19 protein-coding genes and 4 tRNA genes are annotated in these 21760 nt (G+C 58.8%); 14 read left to right on the top strand and 9 right to left on the bottom strand.

Translation table 11 applies throughout. From position 1 onward, the window contains the following. Positions 1-103: 103 nt before the first annotated feature. Genes IAI51_RS04970 through IAI51_RS04980 form a run of 4 tightly spaced genes read left to right on the top strand, consistent with a single transcriptional unit; the run spans position 104 to position 2497 of the window. Positions 104-508 carry a MarR family winged helix-turn-helix transcriptional regulator gene (locus IAI51_RS04970; RefSeq protein WP_187677467.1) on the top strand — a complete coding sequence of 135 codons (405 nt, stop codon included), beginning with the start codon at positions 104-106 and terminating at the stop codon, positions 506-508. 52 nt (positions 509-560) lie between these two features. Further along, positions 561-1763, top strand: coding sequence for an MFS transporter (locus IAI51_RS04975; protein ID WP_187677468.1), 1203 nt, complete (start codon positions 561-563; stop codon positions 1761-1763). Then, positions 1760-1882, top strand: coding sequence for a hypothetical protein (locus IAI51_RS27880; RefSeq protein WP_262410291.1), 123 nt, complete (start codon positions 1760-1762; stop codon positions 1880-1882). Before IAI51_RS04975 ends, IAI51_RS27880 begins: the two co-directional genes overlap by 4 nt. A gap of 54 nt (positions 1883-1936) precedes the next feature. Beyond that, on the top strand, positions 1937-2497 hold the full coding sequence (locus tag IAI51_RS04980) for a glutathione peroxidase (protein WP_187677469.1): 561 nt from the start codon (positions 1937-1939) through the stop codon (positions 2495-2497). Between the two features lie 81 nt (positions 2498-2578). Here the strand turns inward: IAI51_RS04980 and IAI51_RS04985 are convergent, their stop codons facing one another. From IAI51_RS04985 to IAI51_RS04995, 3 genes are all read right to left on the bottom strand, one after another. Next, complete coding sequence (locus tag IAI51_RS04985; protein WP_187677470.1) at positions 2579-3850, bottom strand: OmpP1/FadL family transporter; 1272 nt, start codon at positions 3848-3850, stop codon at positions 2579-2581. Between the two features lie 146 nt (positions 3851-3996). Next, positions 3997-4479: a hypothetical protein gene (locus tag IAI51_RS04990; protein WP_187677471.1), complete on the bottom strand. Its 483-nt coding sequence runs from the start codon at positions 4477-4479 to the stop codon at positions 3997-3999. Positions 4480-4754: 275 nt separating this feature from the next. After that, entirely contained in the window at positions 4755-4979 is a 225-nt protein-coding gene (locus IAI51_RS04995) for a hypothetical protein (protein ID WP_003223079.1), read from the bottom strand. Positions 4980-5943: 964 nt separating this feature from the next. Here IAI51_RS04995 and IAI51_RS05000 point away from each other — a divergent pair. Beyond that, positions 5944-6267 (top strand): sel1 repeat family protein, encoded by a 324-nt coding sequence (locus IAI51_RS05000; RefSeq protein WP_187677472.1) that lies wholly within the window; start codon positions 5944-5946, stop codon positions 6265-6267. Positions 6268-6442: 175 nt separating this feature from the next. Further along, entirely contained in the window at positions 6443-7807 is a 1365-nt protein-coding gene (rmuC, locus tag IAI51_RS05005; protein WP_187677502.1) for a DNA recombination protein RmuC, read from the top strand. Between the two features lie 13 nt (positions 7808-7820). Here the strand turns inward: rmuC and IAI51_RS05010 are convergent, their stop codons facing one another. Both IAI51_RS05010 and IAI51_RS05015 read right to left on the bottom strand, forming a co-directional pair. After that, positions 7821-11291, bottom strand: a complete 3471-nt coding sequence (locus tag IAI51_RS05010) for a PAS domain-containing hybrid sensor histidine kinase/response regulator (RefSeq protein WP_187677473.1) — start codon at positions 11289-11291, stop codon at positions 7821-7823. Positions 11292-11592: 301 nt separating this feature from the next. Next, positions 11593-12135, bottom strand: a complete 543-nt coding sequence (locus IAI51_RS05015) for a TetR/AcrR family transcriptional regulator (protein WP_187677474.1) — start codon at positions 12133-12135, stop codon at positions 11593-11595. Between the two features lie 91 nt (positions 12136-12226). Between IAI51_RS05015 and IAI51_RS05020 the strand changes: the two genes are divergently transcribed. The 4 genes from IAI51_RS05020 (at position 12227) to IAI51_RS05035 (ending at position 17006) form a co-directional block, all read left to right on the top strand. After that, positions 12227-13414 (top strand): MFS transporter, encoded by a 1188-nt coding sequence (locus tag IAI51_RS05020; RefSeq protein WP_187677475.1) that lies wholly within the window; start codon positions 12227-12229, stop codon positions 13412-13414. Between the two features lie 52 nt (positions 13415-13466). Next, positions 13467-13778, top strand: a complete 312-nt coding sequence (locus tag IAI51_RS05025; RefSeq protein WP_187677476.1) for a cupin domain-containing protein — start codon at positions 13467-13469, stop codon at positions 13776-13778. A gap of 105 nt (positions 13779-13883) precedes the next feature. Beyond that, entirely contained in the window at positions 13884-15035 is a 1152-nt protein-coding gene (locus IAI51_RS05030) for a TDT family transporter (RefSeq protein ID WP_187677477.1), read from the top strand. 96 nt (positions 15036-15131) lie between these two features. After that, a complete protein-coding gene (locus tag IAI51_RS05035; RefSeq protein WP_187677478.1) occupies positions 15132-17006 on the top strand; it encodes an MFS transporter in 1875 nt (624 codons plus the stop codon). A 97-nt stretch (positions 17007-17103) separates the two neighbouring features. Here IAI51_RS05035 and sugE read toward each other — a convergent pair whose 3' ends face one another. From sugE to rdgC, 3 genes are all read right to left on the bottom strand, one after another. Continuing rightward, positions 17104-17418 carry a quaternary ammonium compound efflux SMR transporter SugE gene (gene sugE, locus IAI51_RS05040; protein ID WP_008077894.1) on the bottom strand — a complete coding sequence of 105 codons (315 nt, stop codon included), beginning with the start codon at positions 17416-17418 and terminating at the stop codon, positions 17104-17106. Between the two features lie 120 nt (positions 17419-17538). After that, positions 17539-18504, bottom strand: coding sequence for a bile acid:sodium symporter family protein (locus tag IAI51_RS05045; protein ID WP_187677479.1), 966 nt, complete (start codon positions 18502-18504; stop codon positions 17539-17541). Positions 18505-18675: 171 nt separating this feature from the next. Continuing rightward, positions 18676-19596, bottom strand: coding sequence for a recombination-associated protein RdgC (rdgC, locus tag IAI51_RS05050; protein WP_122593573.1), 921 nt, complete (start codon positions 19594-19596; stop codon positions 18676-18678). A 159-nt stretch (positions 19597-19755) separates the two neighbouring features. Between rdgC and IAI51_RS05055 the strand changes: the two genes are divergently transcribed. The 4 genes from IAI51_RS05055 to IAI51_RS05070 all read left to right on the top strand — a co-directional run bounded on the left by IAI51_RS05055 (position 19756) and on the right by IAI51_RS05070 (position 20296). Next, positions 19756-19831: transfer RNA gene (locus IAI51_RS05055), tRNA-Val, on the top strand. A gap of 19 nt (positions 19832-19850) precedes the next feature. Beyond that, a tRNA-Asp gene (locus IAI51_RS05060) sits at positions 19851-19927 on the top strand. A 197-nt stretch (positions 19928-20124) separates the two neighbouring features. Next, a tRNA-Val gene (locus tag IAI51_RS05065) sits at positions 20125-20200 on the top strand. Positions 20201-20219: 19 nt separating this feature from the next. Then, positions 20220-20296, top strand: a tRNA-Asp gene (locus IAI51_RS05070). Between the two features lie 328 nt (positions 20297-20624). On the opposite strand, the gene IAI51_RS05075 is transcribed toward IAI51_RS05070, so the two are convergent. Then, entirely contained in the window at positions 20625-21758 is a 1134-nt protein-coding gene (locus IAI51_RS05075; RefSeq protein WP_187677503.1) for a catalase family protein, read from the bottom strand. Positions 21759-21760 lie beyond the last annotated feature (2 nt).

The raw sequence follows: 21760 nt of genomic DNA on the forward strand, positions 1-21760 counted from the left end.
GGCAGCTCGTAGATGGGATTGCGTACCCTGTAGGAGCTGCCGAAGGCTGCGATCTTTTTATCTGTAACTTGATTTAACACAGTCGCGGGTATATACACGCACCATGCTTCCTTCTCAGTGTTTATGCACCAACCTGCGTCGCGCCGCTCGTGGCGTCAGCAGGCATTACGACGGCGCTCTCGATGGCTTCGGGATCAACGTTGCCCAGTATTCTTTGCTGTGCAATCTGCAACGTCTGGATCAACCGAGCATTTCTGAACTGGCCGAAGCCATGGGCCTGGATCGCAGCACCCTCGGGCGCAATCTGCGCGTGCTCGAAGGCGAAGGGCTGGTGGCGCTGGCTGAGGGCGAAGACATGCGCAACCGCATCGTCAAGCTCACCGATACCGGTGTGCAGCGCCTGGCGGCAGCTTTGCCGGCGTGGGAAGCGGCGCAGCAGCGGTTGATCGACCGCTTGGGTGCCGAGAAGCGTGAGACCTTGCTCAGACTGCTGGACGAACTGGCATAGCGCCGGTTTTTTCGGATTCAAGCGGGTATATACCCGCGACTGGAGAATAACAATGACATCGATGTGGCGTACGTGCGGTTGGGTGTTGCTGGGGAGTGCGCTGATCCTGGCGTTGTCATTGGGCGTGCGGCACGGTTTCGGTCTGTTTCTGTCGCCGATGAGCGCGCAGTTCGGCTGGGGGCGTGAAGTGTTCGCCTTCGCTATCGCCTTGCAGAACCTGATCTGGGGCCTGGCCCAGCCGTTCACTGGTGCGCTGGCCGACCGTTTCGGTGCGGCGAAAGTGGTATTGGTCGGCGGTGTGCTCTACGCCTTGGGCTTGGTGTGTATGGGCTTGTCCGACTCGGCGGTGACTCTCTCGCTGAGCGCCGGTTTGCTGATCGGTATCGGTTTGTCCGGCACCTCGTTCTCGGTGATCCTCGGCGTGGTCGGTCGCGCCGTGCCACCGGAGAAACGCAGCATGGGCATGGGTATTGCCAGCGCTGCGGGTTCTTTCGGCCAGTTCGCCATGTTGCCGGGTACGTTGGGGCTGATTGGCTGGCTCGGATGGTCCGCCGCGTTGCTGGTGTTGGGCCTGTTGGTGGCGATGATCGTGCCGCTGGTGAGCATGCTCAAGGACAAACCGCTGCCGGTGCTCGGCCATGAGCAAACATTATCCGAGGTCCTGCGCGAAGCCTGTTCGCATTCCGGGTTCTGGCTGTTGGCGTTGGGCTTTTTTGTCTGTGGATTTCAGGTCGTTTTTATCGGTGTGCATCTGCCGGCGTATCTGGTCGATCAACACCTGCCGGCCACAGTCGGCACCACGGTGCTGGCGCTGATCGGCCTGTTCAACATCTTCGGCACCTACACGGCCGGATGGCTGGGTGGGCGCATGTCCAAGCCGCGCTTGCTGACGGCACTGTATTTGTTGCGGGCAGTGGTGATCGTGTTGTTCTTGTGGTTGCCGGTGACGACGACAACGGCCTATCTGTTCGGCATGGCCATGGGGTTCTTGTGGCTGTCGACGGTGCCGTTGACCAACGGTACGGTGGCGACCTTGTTTGGCGTGCGAAACCTGTCCATGCTCGGTGGCATCGTGTTCCTGTTCCATCAGCTCGGTTCGTTCCTCGGCGGCTGGCTGGGCGGAGTGGTGTATGACCGTACCGGGAGTTATGACTTGATCTGGCAAGTGGCGGTGCTTCTGAGCCTGCTGGCGGCTGCGTTGAATTGGCTGGTGCGCGAGCGTCCGGTCGAGCGCCTGCAAGCGAGCGCCGTATGAGCCGACTCTGGCCACGCATTGCCTCTATTGCACTCGGCACCGCCCTGCTGGCGCTGGTGTGGTGGGGCTGGCATCAGGGTGGTCTGGCCTTGATGCAGTTGGGCATGAGTATTTGCTAGAAAGAAGCCCGGCGAGTAACTTCATGGTTTGAAGACTTCTCAAGGATGCCCGACATGCTGATGCGCTGGTGTGCTGTTCCCGCGTTGCTGATGGCGTTGACTGGCCTGGCTCAGGCCGCTGACTGTCCGGAATTGTTGCAAGGCTCGCTGCCCAAATTGCGCGCCAAGGAATCCATCGATCTGTGTCAGCGCTATGCCGATAAACCGCTGGTGGTGATCAATACCGCCAGCTTCTGTGGTTTTGCGCCACAGTTCGAAGGCCTTGAGGCGCTCAATCAGCGCTACAAGGCGCAGGGGCTGGAAATGCTCGGCGTACCGTCAAACGACTTCAAACAAGAGTCCAAGGACAGCGCCGAGACCGCCAAGGTCTGCTACGCCAACTATGGCGTGACGTTCGCCATGACCGAGCCGCAAAAAGTACGCGGTGATGACGCCACGCATCTGTTCCAGGTGCTCGCTGCGCAGAGCAGTGCGCCGAAGTGGAATTTCTATAAGTACGTGGTCGATCGTCAGGGTAAAGTGATCGCCAATTTCTCCAGCCTGACCAAGCCCGATGATCCGGAATTTATTGCGGCGATCGAGAAGGCTATTGCTTCAAAACCACTGAAACCCTGATCGGCACCCATGAAAAAGCCCCGCCTCTGCAAAGAGAGCGGGGCTTTTTTGTGGGCGAGGGATCAGCCTCGCCCAACAGCATCAGAAGCGGTAAGTAGCGCCGACACCGAAACCGTTTGCCGAGTTTTCATACTTGGAGTTGTAAGTCTGGCCACGATCGTTTTCGTTGCGAATGTTGACCGACTCTTCCTTCAGGTACGAATAAGCGACGTCGATGGTCAGGTCTTCGGTCGGGCTCCAGCCAGCGCCGATGCTGAAGATGGTCCGGTCGCCGGTAGGGATGCGCGGCGAACGGTCGACGTTGTTGGTTGGCGACTGGTCGAAGGTCAGACCGGTACGCAGTACCCATTCCTTGTTCAACTGATACGAAGTACCGATTGCATAGGCCCAGCTGTCATGCCAGTTCTGGTCTTCGTTGATCTCGCCGAACTGGCCGGCCAGCGCCGGCTGTACGCCGGAGTTCTTGACGGTGATCTTCTCCAGCTGGCTCCAGCGGGTGAAGGTAGTACCGGCATAAACGTTCCAGCGGTCGTTGATCGCCTGGGTGACCGAGAGGTCGACGGACTCAGGTGTGGTGATCTTCAACGAAGCATCGTACTTCTGGCTCGGGTTCAGACCGGCCAAAGCCAGTACACCGTAGTTGACCTTGGTGTTGCCTTCGAGCTTGTAGTCGACTTTCGAGTGGTACGTCAGACCCACGCGGGTAGAGTCGGTGGCTTGTACCAGCAAACCAACGTTGTAGCCCAGTGCGGTGTCGTCACCCTTGATCTTGACCTTGCCGTCTGGCGCTGCCTGAGTGATCGACAGGTTGGATTCCAACGAACCGTCGATGCGGTTGATGGTCGGGCCGAAACCGATCGACACCTTGTCGTTGAAGGCGTAGCTGACGGTTGGCTGGAAGGTGATGACTTGTACTTCGGACTTGCTGCCAAAGTAACGGCCGGCAAAGCCGTTTTCATAATCAGTGATCAGGCCGAACGGCACATAAACGCCGAGGCCGAATGCCCAGTGATCATCAATCGGTTTGACGTAGAAGCCCATAGGTACAGCGGTGAAGGGCACCATGTCGCCTTTGTTGCTGCCGCCGTTGGGGCTGGAGCTGGCATTGCTGATATCGGTATGAGCATCGACAACTGCTACACCACCGGTAACTTGTTCGCGCTTGATGCGCGACATGCCGGCGGGGTTGCCATAAACAGTACTTGCGTCGTCTGCAGAAGAAGATCGCCCGGCAAAACCAGTCCCCATCCCACTGATGCTTTGTTCGTTGAGGGCAAAGCCGGCCGCGAAAATTTGAGTGGAGGCAAGGGTAACGGCAAGGCTAAGGGTGGTTTTGAGCATGACTTTTTTCATTATTAGAACTCCTGATGATCACCGGGGCGAAAATTACCAACATTTTCGCCTCAGCGCTATAGTCTGTATGCCTTGAGTTAGAGCGGTTTTGTAGGACAATCAGACCAAAATCACGGCCTGTTGAGCGATCTTGTGAAACTGCTCGGTCAGCAAGCGACCTGATTCAGCGGTGAAACACAAGTTTGCCAGGCGTATGTGAAGTCACGCAGACGACCCTGAGGCTGGAAGGTCTGACGCCAGATGCGCGCCATGCCGAGCAGATCGTTCGGTTCGGGGAGGGTGGGGTTTTGTTCTTCTACCAATAGCCAGGCGATGGCTGTGGCGTAACGCAGATTGACGGTCAGTTCCAGGTGCGGGCCGGTTAGAAAGGCATGTTGACTGGCGAGCCCGCGAACCAGGCTGGCACGCTCCGGATCGAGCGCGAGGTAATCATCCCAGAGTGCCTGATGACGATGCTCGGCGATGCGGTAGAGGCCGTGGCCATGGCGGTCATGCAGGGCGGATCCGAGGGCGGACTGGCTGGCGGCAATGCCCAGCAAAAGGGATTCGGCGGTTGCACAGTGACGTCCCAGATAAATCAGCGTAGGACGGATCACATAGCGACACAGTTCGCTGGCAGCGATACCCATAAATCCCTCGGATCTTGTTATTGGGCGGCGAAACCTGAAGGGGGCCTTGGCAGCGGTGGATCGACTCAGGCTCGCCGGAAGCGGATCACGCCGCTTGAGTTGAAGTGTAGTGTCATATTCGCGACGTAAAGGCCTGTTTTTAAAATATTTCCGGCTGCGAGTTATAACCCTTATATCCGATGGTGCTTATGCGCCAAGAGTAAAAAGTGAAACATCAGGCAATAAAAAGCCCCGCGTTTTAAGCGAGGCTTTTGCTTTTGCAGCCTTTGCGGCTCTCAGGCAATCAATGCCTGACGGGTACGGTCGATCACGGCCTGCAGCGGTTCGGCGCTGGAGTATTGATCGGGGTACAGACGCTCGCTGTGGCGGGCGATCCCGTGTTCATTGACTACGGTGAAGCTGAAGCAGCCTTTGCGAGCGGCCATGATCAGGCAGTTCATTGGAGCAAAAGCATTGGTTAGGGTGCGAATGGCATCCTGAGTATGGATTTGAGTAGACATAGTTATTAGGTGTTCCTACAAATGACACGGATAAGAACCGTGCAACGTTAAAACGTTCCAGTAATGTCGACCACCATTGGTCGAACAAAGAACCCGACTGGAACAAAGCAGCCAGTTTGAAGCGCTGATAATTTGGCGCGCTTGGGCTGGCAGGTAGGTACTTAGGAGGGCAGGCAACACATCAAGGGCAAAGGTTCTGGGCCCGGGGTGAAGATCCTGATCAATTTGCAGGTTGGTTCGGTCAGAGTAAGTAGCCTTCGCAACACCCTTTGCATTCATTCAAAGGCGGTGTCGTCGCAAGATTTACCTGGAAACCATCGAGGGGTCGTTCCCGCTTTTTTCGGTGAAGGCTTCTGTGAAGAAGATTGACCGTGGGGATGTGTTCGACCGGAATTGACTTTCAGCTTGGTACTAACGCCGCGGATACTAACGGATCGAAATGGGTAAAGCAAACTCTGCGGTGAAAAATATTGCAGGCGGGGGCCAGATCTGCCTTGCGAGACGCTGGACTGCCCCGAACTGGCTCACATCTTGACCGTTGGTCGGTGAAGGATTTTTTATAAAACCACGCGACAGAGCGGCTTATCCCCAGGGTTACTGCCAAAACGACTCGAAAAAGCGCATCGATATAACCGGGTAACAGGTACTTGTGCACATTAGTTGCGCGCGCTGTAACGGCGCTGTCACATCAATCCTGACTCCGATGGCTGCCTGTAACGAAAGTTTAAGTCAATGAAAAACATCGCTTTTTTTTGTTGGTGAAAAAATCGTCAGTTTGACTGCGAGCCCCATTCCACAAGGCTTTGCGACGGTTGGAGGGCGGTTGTCCACTGAGTTATCCACAGCTTCTGTGGATTGTCCCGAGCGCTTGCTCTAGGACGGGCGTGCCGGGTTATTTTTCGACTTTACCTGTAAGAAAAAGAGAGTAGAGTGGCGCGCCTTCCGATCTGTCCCACAGTGCTTTATGAAGTTTCGCTCAGTATCAGACTCTGTTACCTCAGAACCTCCCCGTGTTACCTCTCCTAAGCGATTTTCCGTGCGCGTTGCCGAGTGGCTGCTCGACAGCCCGCGCCTGAGCGACAGCCATAACGCCAAACACCTGGCCGGCCGCTTGCTCAAGCAACCGGCGCGCGAAGGCGTGGTCGCTGCGCAAAGCCGTCTCGGCCTGTTGATGTGCCGCGAGTGTGGCAATGCCCGGGATCGCCGCATCGGTCAGGATCTGTTACGCCAGGCCGCCCGCGCCGGCGATCACCGTGCGCAACAGGAACTTGGCCTCATCGAAGACTGAGCTGTCCAAGTTCTGACACCTTGGTTAACCTTCAGACTTTATCGGATCGGCAGGAGTGGCTATGGCTATGGACTTGACCAGCGTGCTGCTCGGTCTCGCAGGGGCGGGGCTGCCGCTGCTGGCGTTGGCCTGGCAACTGCAACGCCGGGCGAGCGACCGACAAGCCGAGGTGGCGTTGCTTGAAGAGCGGCTGGCCATGGCGCAACTGGCGCAGGACGGGCTCAACGCTCAACTCGATGCCAGCCGTGACGAAGTTGCCGATCTCGGCCAGGCCAACGCGGCCAAGCAAGCTGATCTGGCGGCCCTGCGCCGCGAAGTCGAGTTGCTGCAAATCGAGCGCGACGACGCCCGTGATGCCTCTCACGCCTGGAACCTCGAACGCGCCAACAAAGAGGCGGAACTGCGTCGCCTCGACGCTCAGGCGGCTTCGCTGAACGCCGAGCTGCGTGAACAACAGGAAAGCCATCAACAACGCCTCGACGACCTGCAAGGTTCGCGCGATGAGCTGCGTGCGCAGTTCGCCGAGCTGGCAGGCAAGATCTTCGACGAGCGCGAACAGCGTTTCGCCGAGACCAGTCAGCAGCGCCTCGGCCAGTTGCTCGATCCGTTGAAAGAACGCATTCAGTCTTTCGAAAAGCGCGTGGAGGAAAGCTATCAGGCCGAAGCCCGAGAGCGCTTCTCGCTGGCCAAGGAACTGGAGCGCTTGCAGGCGCTCAACCTGCGCCTGAGTGACGAAGCGACCAACCTGACCCGTGCACTGAAAGGCCAGAAAACCCAGGGCAACTGGGGCGAGCTGATCCTTGAGCGCGTGCTGGAACACGCAGGTCTCGAGAAGGGCCGCGAGTACCAGACCCAGGTCAACCTCAAAGGCCCGGATGGCGAGCGCTTCCAGCCGGATGTGATCATTTATCTGCCGGGCGACAAACAAGTGGTGGTCGACTCCAAGGTCAGCCTCACGGCGTATCAACAGTACGTTGCCGCCGACGACGACACGCTTGGGCAGATCGCGATCAAACAGCACGTGCTGTCCCTGCGAAATCACGTCAAAGGCCTCGCCGGCAAGGATTACAAGCGCCTGGAAGGCCTGCACAGTCTCGATTTCGTCTTGCTGTTCGTACCGATCGAAGCGGCGTTTTCGGCGGCATTGCAGGCCGAGCCTTCGTTGTTTCAGGAGGCGTTCGATCGCAACATCGTCATTGTCAGCCCGACCACGTTGCTGGCGACACTGCGCGTCATCGACAGCCTGTGGAAGCAGGAGCGCCAGAGTCAGAACGCCCGGGAAATCGCCGAGCGCGCCGGTTGGCTCTACGACAAGTTCGTGCTGTTCATTCAGGATCTGGACGAGGTCGGCAATCGCCTGCAACAACTGGACAAAGCCTACAGCTCAGCACGCAACAAACTGACAGAAGGGCGCGGCAACCTGGTCAGCCGCAGTGAGCAGCTCAAACTGCTGGGCGCACGGGCTAGTAAGAGCTTGCCGGCGGATCTGCTGGAGCGGGCGATGACGGATGTCGATGGGCTGGTTGAGTTGCCGGAATAAAGATCTTGTGCTTTTAAAGCGGCAAATACCGCCTCAACAGCGCCCGCAACGCCGCCGGTTTCACCGGTTTGGCCAGATAATCCAGCCCCGCCGCATGCACCTGCGCGACCATCTCTGGTCGCCCATCGGCACTGATCACCACACCCGGCACCGGCTCACCCAGACGCGTACGCAACCACGCCATCAGTTCGGTGCCGGTATCGCCGTGATCCAGGTGATAGTCGACCAACGCCAGTTGCGGCCGCACCCCGTCACTGAGCAGCGCCTCACATTCCTCGCGATTGCGCGCTGTCCAGACCTGACAGCCCCAGCGACTCAACAGGCTGTTCATGCCGATCAGAATGCTGTCTTCGTTATCGATGCACAGCACCCGGGCGCCGCTTGGCAACTTGCCGTTCAGCTCGACAGCAGCGCTCGCCGGCAGAGTCTGCGTGCGAGCCAGCGGCACACTGACACTGAACACGCTGCCGCGCCCTGGCCATGAACGTACACGCAGGGTATGGCCGAGTACGCGACACAAACCATCAGCGATCGCCAAGCCCAGTCCCAGGCCTTTTTCGGCGCGGGTCTGATGGCTGTCGAGGCGTTTGAACTCTTCGAAAATCACCTGCTGCTTGTCTTCCGGAATACCCGGCCCGCGATCCCATACCTCCAGACACAACTCCCCACCACGTCGCCGCACACCCAGCAGCACCGGGCCTTTGGCGTAGCGGAAAGCGTTGGTCAGGAAGTTTTGCAGAATCCGCCGCAGCAACTTGATGTCGCTGTCGATGCGCAAATGGCTGCCACGCACACGGAAGCTCAAACCTTGTTCCTGCGCCAGCGCCTTGAACTCGGCACCTAGGGTGTCGAACAGCTCATTGACCGCAAACGCCTTGCGATCCGGGTTGATCTTGCCGTTTTCCAGGCGGGAAATGTCCAGCAGATCACTGATCAGGTCTTCAGCCGAACGCAGCGAGCTGTCGAGGTGGTGAACCAGTTTCTGCGCCTCGCTGCTCAAACCGTCGTCCTGATGGGAGAGGGCGGCAGAGAACAGCCGCGCGGCGTTCAACGGTTGCATCAAGTCATGGCTGACTGCCGCGAGAAAGCGGGTTTTCGACTGGTTGGCGGCCTCGGCGGTGCCCTTGGCTTCGGTCAAGGCGACGTTGAGTTGCGAGAGCTCTTGAGTCCGCTCACTGACCCGTTGCTCCAGCCCCTCGTTGGCCTCGGTCAGCGCCTGCTCGGCTTCACGGAACGCGGTGATGTCAGTAAAACTCATGACGAAACCGCCGCCGGGCATCGGGTTGCCGATCAGCTCGATCACCCGGCCGTTGGGGAACAGTCGTTCAGACGTATGCGCGCGGCCCTGACGCATCCAGTGCAGGCGTCGGGCGACGTGGACTTCCGCTTCGCCGGGGCCGCACAAACCGCGTTCGGCGTTGTAGCGAATGATGTCGGCGATTGGCCGGCCGACGCTGATCAGGCCGTCCGGGTAGTTGAACAGCTCCAGATAGCGCCGATTCCACGCCACCAGTTTCAGCGACTGGTCGACCACGCTGATGCCCTGGGTGATGTTCTCGATGGCGCCTTGCAGCAGGGCGCGGTTGAACTGCAACACTTCCGAGGCTTCGTCAGCAATTCGGACGACATCCTCCAACTGCATTTCCCGACCTTCGATGGCGGCTTTTACTACCGCTCTTGTCGAAGAGGCGCCGAGGACACCCGCCAGCAATCGCTCGGTGTGGGCGATCCATTCACCGTCGGCGTTCTGATTCGGGTTGAAGCCTTTGCCTTGGCGGTAAGCGAAACGGATAAAGCTTTGCCGCGCGCGTTCTTCACCGACAAAGCGTGCTGCCAGTTGCAGCAAATCATCAATCTGCACCGCCAGCATCGAGCGCGCACTCGGCCGCGCGCTGATTTCCTGGCCGATGAAACGCCCGGCCTGCCAGTGCTCCGACACTCGTGTGCGAGACAGCACCGAAACCCAGGCGAACAACGTGAAGTTGCCCGCCAGCGACAGCACCACGCCTTGGGTCAACGGCGTGATTGGCAGATTCAACGGGTTGCTGTGCAGCCACGCCAGACCGGGGAACGTGTCCAGCGGCCAGCCGAGGCTGCGCGCGGCAATCGGCAGGATCAATGTGTAAAACCACAAGAAGGTGCCCGTAGCGAGACCGGCAAACACGCCGCGACGGTTGGCTTGTTTCCAGTACAGTGCGCCGAGCATGGCCGGGGCCAGTTGCGTCACCGCGGCGAAGGCGATCTGGCCGATGGTCGCCAGGCTGGCGGTGGAGCCGAGCAAGCGATAGGCGACGTAAGCCAGCAGCAGAATCACTACGATGCTGACTCGGCGCACCGACAGCATCCACTGGCGGAACACTTCAAACGGGCGCTCGGCGTTGTTGCGCCGCAATAGCCACGGCAACAGCATGTCGTTGGAGACCATGGTCGACAGCGCCACGCTGGCGACGATGACCATGCCGGTCGCCGCCGAAGCGCCGCCGATAAACGCCAGCATCGCCAGCGCCGGATGGGCCTGGGCCAGTGGGAGGCTGATCACGAACGAGTCCGGCAGCACATCGCTCGGCAGCAGCATCTGACCGGCGAGGGCGATAGGGACTACAAACAGCGCGGCCAAGGCGAGGTAAGCCGGAAACACCCATTTGGCCAGGCGCAGATCCTGCGGGTCGATGTTCTCGACCACCGTGACGTGAAACTGTCGTGGCAAACAAATGATCGCCATCATCGCCACGCCGGTCTGTACCACCATCGACGGCCAATTAATCGTTTCCTTCCAGTATTCCTCAAGGCGCGGGGCGAGCATCGCCTGATTGAACAAATCGTCGAAGCCGTCATACAGGCCATAAGTGACGAAGGCGCCGACGGCGAGAAACGCGAACAGCTTGACCAAAGACTCAAAGGCAATCGCCAGCACCATGCCACGGTGGTGTTCCGTGGCGTCGAGGTTGCGTGTGCCGAAGACGATGGTGAACAGCGCCAGCACCAGCGACACGATCAGCGCGGTGTCCTGGGCGCGGGTGCCCATCGCGTCGGCACCGGCGCCGATCAACAGGTTTACACCGAGGACGATGCCTTTGAGTTGCAGGGCGATATAGGGGAGGACGCCGACCAGGCAGATCAGCGCCACGACCACCGCCAGCGATTGCGATTTGCCGTAGCGTGCGGCGATGAAGTCGGCGATGGAGGTGATGTTCTCCTGTTTACTGATCATCACCATTTTTTGCAGAACCCACGGCGCGCCGACTAACAGCAAAATCGGCCCGAGGTAAATCGGCAGGAATGACCACAACTGTTCGGCGGCCTGGCCAACCGCGCCGAAGAATGTCCAACTGGTGCAATAAACCGCCAGCGACAGGCTGTACACCCAGGCACGCACTCGCGGCGGCAGCGGCGCACTGCGACGGTCGCCGTAGAAGGCGATGGCGAACATGATGGCCATATAGGCCAGGGCGACGACGGCGATCAGCCCGGTGGACAACGGCATGCAACACTCCCGACAGAAGACTCCCCGGCACTCCTGCCCGGGCGGACAGTCTCGCATGAGTGCGGCGGTTAGTCAGTGTCGACCAAGGTCGTGGCGTGGCGTGGCGTCGCAGGCGGGGAATCGGGTGGTTTTTATGGTGGCCGGGCGGGCCTTTTCGCGAGCAAGCTCACTCCCACAGAGTTCAGCATCGTTCACAAAATCTCTGTAGGAGCTGTCGAGTGAAACGAGGCTGCGATCTTTTGATCTTAAAAATCAAGATCAACAGATCGCAGCGTGCCGCAGCTCCTACATGGCTATTGAGTCAGGCCTGCTGTAATGCGATATCAATCAACCGATGCAGCTCTTCCACCTCCAGCGCCGACGCTGAAAACAGAATCCGGAACACCACCGGCGCCACCACCAGATTGATCAGCCGATCAACACTCGGCGCCGTTTCATCGGGGTGCCGTTCGATGATGGTCTGCAACTGCGCCCCGATAATCGTCACGCAATACCCCGGCGTCGCGCTCGCCTGCACGTCGCGCATCATGTTGCGGCCCGGCTCGGAACTCATCTCGTCGAGGTATTGCTCGGCCCACGCGCGGACATCGCTACGCAGGCTACCGGTTTGCGCCGGCTCGCTGTCGGGACGCATGCGAGCGAGGGCGACGTCGGCCAGCAACGCCGCCAGATCGCCCCAGCGCCGATAAATCGTCGATGGCGTCACCCCGGCGCGCGCCGCGATTTGCGGCACGGTCACAGTTGAACGCTCCTGTTCTTGCAGAAGCGCGCGGACTGCCGAGTGAATCGACTCTTGCACCCGGGCACTGCGACCGCCCGGGCGTAAACCTTCTTTAATAGCCATGCGGCAGACCTTAACACAAAGAATTTGCTTTAAGCGTTGGGCGGTAGCACACTCCGCAAAAGCAAAAAATTAGCTTTTGCGGAGTGTGCACATGAATAGTCCCGTTTCCCATCGCTTGAACCTGTGGTTTCTGGCGATCACCTTACTCAGTTTTCTCGCCGCTTCCACCGCGCCGACGCCGTTGTATCACCTGTATCAGGATCAACTGCACTTCTCGGCAGCGGTGCTGACCCTGATTTTCGGTGTCTACGCGTTGAGCCTGCTGGCGGCTCTACTGACCGTCGGTTCGCTCTCGGATCATTTGGGACGCAAACCGGTGATCTTCACCGCGGTGCTGCTCAATGCGCTGGCGATGTTGCTGTTTATCTATGCCGACAGCGTCAGTTGGTTGATCGGAGCGCGGGTGCTGCAAGGTTTTGCCACCGGCATGGCCACTGCGGTGTTAAGTGCGACGCTGCTCGATACTGACCGCCAGCACGGGCCATTGATTAATAGCGTTGCCCCGTTGCTCGGGATGGCATTGGGGGCAATGGGCTGTGGTTTGCTGGCCGAATTTGCCCCGGCGCCGTTGCAACTGACTTACTGGCTGCTGCTCGCGCTGTTTGTGGGGCAGGCGTTGTACGTCTGGCGCCTGCCGGAAAGCATTACGCCGCAAGTCGGGGCGTGGGCCTCGTTGCGGCCGACTTTGCATGTACCGGTTCAGGCCCGTGCCACGTTGTGGCGAGTGCTGCCGCTGAACACCGCGACCTGGGCGCTCGGCGGTTTTTACGCATCGCTGGCGCCATCGCTGGTGCGCACCGCCACCGGTTCCACCTCCAACCTGATCGGTGGCGCGACCGTGGCGGCGTTGACAGTGACTGGTGCGCTGATGATTTTCACCTTGCGTAATGGTGCCGCCACTCGGGCTTTGCAGATAGGTGCAAGCTTGCTGCCGAGCGGTCTGGTGCTGATTCTGCTGGGTGTGCACAGCGCCAGTCTGTCGCTGTTTTTCCTCGGTACGCTGGTCGCCGGTTGTGGTTTTGGTTCAGGCTTCCTCGGCGCGGTACGCAGCCTGGTGCCGCTGGCATTGCCCCATGAACGGGCCGGGTTGATGTCGGCGTATTACGTGTTGAGCTATCTGGCGTTTTGCTTACCGGCTCTGCTGGCAGGACATTTCACCCATAGCCTCGGACTGCTTGCCATGACCGATGTGTATGGCGGGGTACTCATCGTACTGGCCGTCGGTGCTTTGTTGCTCAGTCTGCGTCCGCAATCGGCCAAGGTGTGCGGCGCTCCATAACCGCAGCGCTTTCGGTTAGCCTTGCCCAGTCATTCTGTTCTCGGATCCACTCATGAAGATTATTCGCAGCAAGGCCTTCACCGCCGACCGAGCCTGGGGCGCACTCGATATCGCCAACATGAACGGCATCACCACACGTCTGCACTGGACCGATCAACCGTATAAATGGCACATCAATGACGGCGAAGAAGTGTTCGTGGTGCTCGATGGGCAAGTACAGATGCGCTATCGCGAAAACGGTGAGGAAAAGCAGACGTTGCTCGAAGTCGGGGACATCTTCCACGCCTCGGTCGGCACCGAACACGTCGCCCATCCGCAGGGCGCGGCGCGGATTCTGGTGATCGAGAGCGAAGGCAGCGTCTGACTGCTTATCTATAAAACAGATAACAGTTAGAGAAATTACCCGTTATATAGATATTCGATTCAGATCTACCATGGGCTCAACCTCAACAGAGGACAGGAGTTCATGATGACTTGCCCTAACAGCGTTAAACCCGGCATCAAGCCGTTCAGCCAACTTCAGCATCCGCGCGAAGTGATCCGCCAATTCACCCCGAACTGGTTTGCCGCCACCATGGGCACCGGCGTGCTGGCTCTGGCGTTGGCGAATTTACCGGTCGCGATTCCGGGTTTACACGCCGTGGCCGAAGGGCTATGGCTGTTCAACATTCTGTTGTTCACGTTGTTTACCGCTGCCTATGCCGCCCGCTGGATTCTGTTCTTCGATGAAGCGCGGCGGATTTTTGGCCACTCCACTGTGTCGATGTTCTTCGGCACCATTCCCATGGGCCTGGCGACAATCATTAACGGCTTTCTGCTGTTCGGCCTGCCGCGCTGGGGCAATGGCGTCATCCATCTCGCCGAAGTGCTGTGGTGGATTGACGTGGCGATGTCGCTGGCCTGTGGCGTGTTGATCCCCTACATGATGTTTACCCGTCAGGAACACAGCATCGACCAGATGACGGCCGTTTGGCTGTTGCCCGTGGTAGCCGCAGAAGTAGCTGCGGCCAGCGGTGGATTGCTCGCACCGCACCTGAGCGATGCCCACTCGCAACTGGTGGTGCTGACCACAAGCTACGTGCTCTGGGCATTTTCCCTACCGGTCGCGTTCAGCATTCTGACGATCCTGTTGCTGCGCATGGCCCTGCACAAACTGCCCCACGAAAACATGGCCGCATCGAGCTGGCTGGCCCTGGGCCCAATCGGCACCGGTGCGCTGGGCATGCTCCTGCTGGGCGCTGATGCGCCGGCCATCTTCGCCGCCAACGGTTTGCCGGGTATTGGTGAAATCGCTGCGGGCCTTGGTTTGGTGGCCGGGATCACGCTGTGGGGCTTCGGTCTGTGGTGGATGCTGATGGCGCTGCTGATTACCGTGCGCTATCTGCGAGACGGCATTCCTTTCAACCTGGGTTGGTGGGGCTTTACCTTCCCGTTGGGCGTTTATTCGCTGGCAACGCTGAAACTTGCCAGCACCTTGAACCTCGGCTTTTTCAGTGTGGTCGGCTGCGTGCTGGTGGCGTTGCTGGCGGTAATGTGGCTGATTGTGGGCAAACGGACGGTGCAAGGTGCGTGGCGTGGCGAGCTGTTTGTCTCACCCTGCATTGCAGGTTTGAAGAAATAACCTGAAAAGTTTAGGTAAGGTGTGGCCTGGATCGCGGTTCGAGATTCCAATACAAGAACCCAGGCCTCACTACCCAACATCAGGGAAACACGGAAGATGAGTCACCCCTCACAGTTCAACCTGCTGCGCACCCGGCGTTTCTTGCCGTTTTTCATCACGCAGTCGCTCGGTGCGTTCAACGACAACGTGTTTAAGCAGTCGCTGATCCTTGCCATTCTCTATCGGCTGACCATCGAGGGTGACCGCTCCATCTGGGTCAACTTGTGTGCGCTGCTGTTTATCCTGCCGTTCTTCCTGTTCTCGGCGCTGGCCGGGCAGTTCGGCGAGAAGTTCGCCAAGGACGCGCTGATCCGTCTGATCAAACTCGCGGAAATCGCGATCATGGCGGTAGGATCGGTCGGCTTCCTGTTCGATCATCTGTCGCTGATGCTGGTGGCGCTATTCGCCATGGGCACCCACTCGGCGCTGTTCGGGCCGGTGAAGTATTCGATCTTGCCGCAGGCGTTGCGTGAGGAAGAGTTGGTCGGCGGCAATGGGCTGGTGGAAATGGGCACATTTCTGGCGATTCTCGCCGGGACCATCGGCGCCGGGATCATCATGTCCTCGACCCACTACGCGCCGCTGGTGTCGATCGCCATCGTCGGCATTGCCGTGCTGGGTTATCTCGCCAGCCGCAGCATTCCCCGCGCAGCGGCGTCATCGCCAGAAATGCGCCTGAACTGGAATATTTTCAGTCAGTCCTGGGCCACATTGAAACTAGGTTTGGGCCAGACGCCTGCGGTGTCGCGTTCGATTGTCGGCAACTCGTGGTTCTGGTTTGTCGGGGCGATTTATCTGACGCAGATCCCGGCCTACGCCAAGGAGTGGATGCACGGCGACGAAACCGTGGTCACCCTGATTCTAACGGTGTTCTCGGTGGGGATCGCGCTGGGCTCGATGCTTTGCGAGAAGCTCTCCGGGCGAAAAGTCGAGATCGGTCTGGTGCCATTCGGCTCGTTCGGTCTGACTGTGTTCGGTTTGCTGCTGTGGTGGCATTCCGGTGGAATTCCCGACAGCGTCACCGGCCATAGCTGGACCGAAGTGCTTGGCTTTGGCCACACCTGGGCGGTACTGGTCGACATCCTCGGCCTCGGTATTTTCGGCGGTTTCTACATTGTGCCGCTGTATGCATTGATCCAGTCGCGCACCGCCGAGAACGAGCGGGCGCGGGTGATCGCGGCCAACAACATTCTCAACGCGCTGTTTATGGTGGTGTCCGCCATCGTTTCAATCGTGCTGTTAAGCCTGGCCAAGCTGTCGATCCCGCAACTGTTCCTCGTGGTGTCGCTGCTGAACATCGGCGTCAACGCCTACATCTTCAAGATCGTCCCCGAGTTCAGCATGCGTTTCATGATCTGGCTGCTCAGCCATTCCATGTACCGCGTCGAGCATCGCAACCTTGAAGCGATCCCGGATGAAGGCGCGGCGTTGCTGGTGTGTAACCACGTGTCGTTTGTTGATGCGCTGTTGATTGGCGGCGCGGTGCGTCGGCCGATTCGCTTTGTCATGTACTACAAGATCTACAACTTGCCGGTACTGAACTTTATCTTCCGCACGGCGGGGACTATTCCGATTGCCGGACGCAACGAAGACATCCAGATCTACGAAAAGGCCTTTACCCGGATCGCCCAATATCTGAAGGACGGTGAACTGGTGTGCATTTTTCCGGAGGGCAAGTTGACGGCCGATGGCGAGATCAACGAGTTCAAGGGGGGGGTGACGCGGATTCTCGAGGAAACGCCGGTGCCGGTGATTCCGCTGGCATTGCAGGGGTTGTGGGGGAGTTTCTTCAGTCGCGATCCGAACAAGGGCGTGTTCCGCCGGTTGTGGTCGCGGGTGACGTTGGTGGCGGGGGCGCCGGTGACGGTAGAGGCGGCAGAGCCGTTGAAGTTGCAGGGGTTGGTGGGGGAGTTGCGGGGCACTGTTAGATAGTTGTCGCCTGATCTGGCCTCTTCGCGAGCAAGCTCGCTACCACAGTTGGAATGCGTTCCCCTGTAGGAGTGAGCCTGCTCGCGATAGCGGTAGAGGCTTAAGCGCTGACCTTGAGCCCGATCAACCCGGTGATGATCAACGCCACACTGGCCAGCCGAATCAACGCCATTGACTCACCAAACAGAATGATCCCGGCAATCACCGTGCCCACGGCACCCACGCCGGTCCAGATCGCGTAGGCGGTGCCCAGCGGCAATTCCTTCATCGCAAGGCCGAGCAGGCCAAGGCTGATGGCCATGGCCGCAACGGTCAGTGCAGTGGGAAGTGGACGGCTGAAGCCATCGGTGTATTTCAGGCCGACGGCCCAGCCAACTTCGAACAGGCCGGCGAAAAACAGAATGATCCAGGACATGAGAGACCTCCATCGATTGACGGGGTCGTCCCCAGATTAAAAAACTCGATCGAGCCGCGAGGTCGTCCCCGCGTTGCGCGATAGAGTGCCGCGCATTAACCCGGGGATCAAGTTTCCCGATCAGTCCGTAGCTCGTTGAGCCAGCGCCTGTTCATCTTCTTTCTCGCTCATCCGCCGGAAATAAGTGGAGAGCAACGCTCCGGAAATGTTGTGCCAGACGCTGAACAACGCGCTTGGCACCGCAGCCAGTGGCGAGAAGTGTGCGCTGGCCAGTGCGGCACCCAACCCCGAATTCTGCATGCCGACTTCCAGCGCCAGCGATTTGCGCTGAGCCAGCGGCAATTTGAATAGACGTCCGGTGAAGTAACCCAGCAAGTAGCCGAAGCTGTTGTGCAGCATCACCACGGCCATGATCAGCAAACCGGATTCGGCGATTTTTGCCTGACTGGCGGCGACCACCGCAGTGACGATGATCACGATGCTGACCACCGACACCAGCGGCAATACATCCACCGCGTGACGCACCTTGTCACCGAGCAACCGTTGCGCCACCACGCCAAGGATGATCGGCAGCAGCACCACTTGCAGGATCGACCAGAACAGCTCCATGAACGATACCGGCAGCCACGCCGAAGCCAGCAGCCAGATCAGCGCCGGGGTCAGCAGCGGGGCGAGGAGGGTGGTGACGGCGGCGATGGCCACCGACAGTGCCAGATCACCGCGAGCCAGCCACGTCATCACGTTGGAAGAGGTGCCGCTTGGGCAGCAACCGACCAGAATCACGCCGACGGCGATTTCCGGGGGCAGGTGAAACACCTGGCAAAGCAACCACGCCACGCCGGGCATGATCACGAAGTGCGCAACCACGCCCAGCGCCACACGCCATGGATGGCGGGCGACAGCGGCGAAGTCGTCGAGTTTGAGCGTCAGACCCATGCCGAACATCACCAGCCCGAGCAGCGGCACGATCGCGCTTTTCAAGCCGAGGAACCACGAAGGTTGCAGGAAGGCCACGACGGCGAAAATCAGAACCCAGTAAGCGAAGGTATTGCCGACAAAGCGGCTGAGTGCAGCCAGTGCGCGCATGGCTTGTTCCTTGTTATGTGAAAGCGTTAGGAAGCTAAGCATACGGAGCTTGCAAAAAGATCGCAGCCTTCGGCAGCGCCTACAGGAAAATGCATTCCAAATGCAGGCGCTGCCGAAGGCTGCGATCTTTTTTCAGGCACCCTCTATAGAAGAAGGTGCTTGCGAGAGGCTTTAGATCCCTTGCGGAGTCTCTTCACCACCCAACGCTTCAACCAGCGCCGGCAGGAAGTCGCCGAACGTCAGCATCATCAGGGTGAAGCTGGCATCCAGTTGGCCGAGGGCTTCGTCGCCGCCATCCTGTTCCGCTTGATCCTGCAACAGATCTTCGAACTTCAGCCGTTTGACAGTCATCTTGTCGTCGAGCATGAACGACAATTTGTCCTGCCAGGCCAGCGACAGTTGAGTGACCACTTTGCCGGTACTCAGGTGCAGTTGGATTTCTTCGCTGGTCAGGTCCTGACGCTTGCAACGCACGATGCCGCCGTCTTCGTGGGTGTCGCGCAGTTCGCACTCGTCCAGCACGTAGAAGTCGTCAGCGGCTTTCTGCGTGGTGACCCAATCCGTCATCACCGCCGTTGGCGCCATCTTCACAGTCAGTGGGCGAACGGGCAGGGTGCCGATCACTTCACGCAAGGTCGACAGCAGGTCTTCGGCGCGTTTCGGGCTGGCCGAGTTGACCAGAATCAGCCCTTGCTTCGGCGCGATGGCGGCGAAGGTCGACGAGCGGCGGATAAAGGCGCGCGGCAGGAACGCCTGGATGATTTCATCCTTGATCTGGTCGCGTTCTTTCTTATAGACCTTGCGCATCTGCTCGGCTTCGATTTCTTCGACCTTTTCCTTGACCGCGTCGCGCACGACGCTGCCCGGCAGAATGCGTTCTTCTTTACGCGCAGAAATCAGCAGGAAATCACCGCTGATGTGCACCAGTGGAGCATCTTCGCCTTTGCCGAACGGCGCGACGAAACCGTAGGTGGTCAACTCCTGGCTTGCACATGGACGCGCCAGTTTGGTGGCCAGTGCAGTTTCCAGCGCCTCGGCATCGACAGGCAGGTCTTGGGTCAGGCGATAGATAAGCAGGTTTTTGAACCACATGGGGTGAGTCTCTCCTTTACACAAAGGGGGGCATTATTGTCTTCGCCGTGGCATAGGCCAACCCTTCTCTAAGCCTTTGGAAGGCCTGAGAAAATTATTTAAAAAAGTGCTTGCCAGAGGTTGGGTCGCTCCGTAGAATGCGCGCCACACCGAAGCGAAGGGTGATTAGCTCAGCTGGGAGAGCGTCTGCCTTACAAGCAGAATGTCGGCGGTTCGATCCCGTCATCACCCACCATTCGTTTCATGTGTTACGCGCAGCGGTAGTTCAGTCGGTTAGAATACCGGCCTGTCACGCCGGGGGTCGCGGGTTCGAGTCCCGTCCGCTGCGCCATATTCGGTAACCTGGAACGCTGAACGCCAGGTCACCACGGAAAAACCCGCGGAGGCGGGTTTTTTTCTGTCTCAAGTTTGTACGTTGTACCCGCGGGATGTGTCGTTTCATCGGTTTTCAGATTTTTTTGAAAAAACTTCAATTAAATCAACACTTTATGAAAGCTTGTGGCATAATGCGCCCCGTAACGAAGCGAAGGGTGATTAGCTCAGCTGGGAGAGCGTCTGCCTTACAAGCAGAATGTCGGCGGTTCGATCCCGTCATCACCCACCATTCGTTTCAAGCGTTTCGCGCAGCGGTAGTTCAGTCGGTTAGAATACCGGCCTGTCACGCCGGGGGTCGCGGGTTCGAGTCCCGTCCGCTGCGCCATATTCGGTAATCTGGAACACTGAACGCCAGATCACCACAGAAAGCCCGCCCAGTGCGGGCTTTTTGCTGTCTGGCGTTTGGGTTATTTTCGCTGCATATATCAATGTAATGCCTGCCAGACGTGCCACTTTCGGACAATGGGCAATGTTCTTCGCTTGCTCAAGGCCTTGAGCAAAAAATCAGCGCCGGCGCTGTGAGTCCGCAAATGTTTGTCGACAAAGCCGCCAACGCCGGAATCCTCAGCGTTCTTCTTCCGAGCAAAACCTGGCCGCGTGTCGGGAAGGTTGCGGCATCATCCGCTGTGAAGAACGTACCGGCCAGGCATTGATCATTCACCGTTGCGCTGGTGGCGATAGTCGCTGACCGCTTCGTACACCGCTTTACGCAGTCGGTTGATTCCGCCGATCGGGCGATGTGCTTCGATGCCAAACCATGGGTTGAACGAAAGGTTGTCGCATAGAAGATTTTGCTGTGGTGTATCGAAATCCTGAGGTGGCAGGGTGATGCGGGCCACGGATTCGAACGGTGCATCTTGCTCGCGCCACTCGATGCTGGTGTCCTCGATCGGCATGTATTTATTGGCATCCTGGCGCTGGATCTGCAGCACGTAACAAGCAGGCACGCGATCCGTTGATAACTGCTGATTCAGGGCGCCGCGCAGGAAGTTCGGCAAGTCGTGGTTCTGCTTGGGCAAGGTGTAGGTTGGGCAATTGTCCGGATCGAGCGTTACCCGAAATTTCACATTGGCCTCACCCAACTTGTAGGGCGATACCGAGAAGTAAGTCGTCCCGGTCGGACTGTCCGGCGGCGGCGACAGTGTTGCCAGCGCAATAAACAGATGGCGGATCTGCCAAGTGCGTGGATCCCATCCCGGAAAAAACGCCATGACCTTTTTACCGTCAGCCTGCGCCGCCACATTCTGACGATACTCGGCGACATCGCTGACAAAGAAGTTCGGGTGACTGAACATCACGAAGTCTTGTTCGCGCTGTTGCTGGCGGTTACCGAGCAGTTGCATGCCCGGCACGTCGAGCAACTTGATCGCCATGCCACGGGCGTCGCGCATGCTGTCGAACTGCGGATAGGCATTGCCATTGGACAGTCGAATCATCGCCTGCCAGGTTTTACCCGGCTCACTGAAGACACCCTGTCGCAATGACTGTGCCAGTTGCGGCAGAACCTGCACCTGCGCTTTCACACAACCATGGGCCTTGGCGTGAGCGTCGCGTAAATATCGAGTGCCTTCGCGGTGTTGATCGACGATGCGCACGGCCGTCTGGATCACATCCTGAGTCATGGCCGACTCGCCTGGCGGAATCTGCTCCAGTGCTGAAACCGGGCCACGGTGCTGCCAGGCAAACCACGCCGTGGCGACGGCCCAGCCGAGCAGTCCGATGGCGAACACGATCAACAACGTTTTGCCCAGCAATCGTCCCAGCCACAACCAGACTCTGGCCAACACAG

The organism is Pseudomonas sp. N40(2020) (assembly GCF_014472415.1).
In the GTDB taxonomy this organism is placed as follows: Bacteria; Pseudomonadota; Gammaproteobacteria; order Pseudomonadales; family Pseudomonadaceae; genus Aquipseudomonas.